The 1,172-nt window shown below is 59.5% G+C and carries 2 protein-coding genes; both read right to left on the reverse strand.

The window, feature by feature from the left end; translation table 11 throughout:
• The coding region (locus ACFQV6_RS44190) for a protelomerase family protein (protein ID WP_378033728.1) at positions 1-560 on the reverse strand (560 nt) is incomplete at its 3' end.
• A 297-nt stretch (positions 561-857) separates the two neighbouring features.
• Positions 858-1,172, reverse strand: a 315-nt coding sequence (locus ACFQV6_RS44195; protein WP_378033729.1) for a hypothetical protein, incomplete at its 5' end; no start/stop codon positions are given.

Raw genomic sequence — 1,172 nt, forward strand, 5'->3', positions numbered from 1 at the left:
ATGACATAGGACGCTTCGGCGCGTTCGGCGTCGCGGGTTTTGAGCTGGCCGGAAAACGTGACCTCGTGCCTGTTGCTCGAAACAGGGATGAACTGTGCTGTCAGGCCGATTTCTGCGGGCCTACGGCCGGTCAGGGCGCACAGCGCCGCGGTGGCGGCCGCGGTGGACCATTTCATTTTCATGCAGTGGCCGAGCAGGATAAGCGCGCTATCCACGAACTCTTCGGCGTCCAATGGTCGAACGTCGCGATGCTTGATGTCTCGCTGTTCGGCTTGGAGGGTTTTGTATTCCTCTGTACGGGCGTCGGAGTAGCGAAGATATTTCAGCAATTCCGACTTCTCGCCGAACTTCTCTACAATGCCGTTTCGGTAGGCAATGATCAGCTTCCTATTGGTCAGCTCCGAGAACTTCTCGCCGTCATCCGTCTTGCGTCGGTTGTGAATCCAAGACAGCTCGGACAGCGCTTTCATGCGCAGCTGGTCATTCGGGAGCCCGGACACCTTCTCGATAAATTCAGCTATGCGCTGGTCCTCGGCTCGCGAAGTGGAAGTGTTCGCCATTTTCTACCTTCCTATACATGGGGATATTCCCCATAGACTACACGAGAACGAGCGTGATCGGTAGCGCGGGAAGGGTTCCCCCCGAACACGTCTCACGTTGGGAAGGTTGCAGGAAGGCTGCCAGTGGCAGCCGCGGGCATAGCCAGCGAGCATTCCAGGCAGCAGGGCCCGCACTGGCCGGCACCAGTAGATGCGCAGGTCAACCCCGGGACAGCATCTACGGCGTGTATCGATGCACGCATCGATACACGATTGCCAATAGATGGCTTGGAAGGTGATGGCGGCCCCGACGCCCGATTACTCGGCGATGTGCGCGGTAGCGGTCGCGTTGGCCTCATCAACATCGACCAGATTTCGTATGGCCTGCGCGCATACCTGCCGCATCAGCAACACCTCAGCGATATGGGTGCGTATCGCTGCTTGAATCCCGGCCGGTCCGGAGCCTTTCAGCGAGAATTTGAGCTCTAGTGCCGCGCTGGAGGGGAAGCCACCGAAGCCGCTCACTGTCTCCACGGTGCGCGCCAGCTCGAGCAGATCGCGCAGGTCCTCGATATAGCGATCACACACCCCCGTAATGTCGCGGGCTACCGCCGGATCAAGCGACAGCTCACC

Source organism: Actinoplanes sp. GCM10030250, from assembly GCF_042666575.1.
Taxonomy (GTDB): domain Bacteria; phylum Actinomycetota; class Actinomycetes; order Mycobacteriales; family Micromonosporaceae; genus Actinoplanes.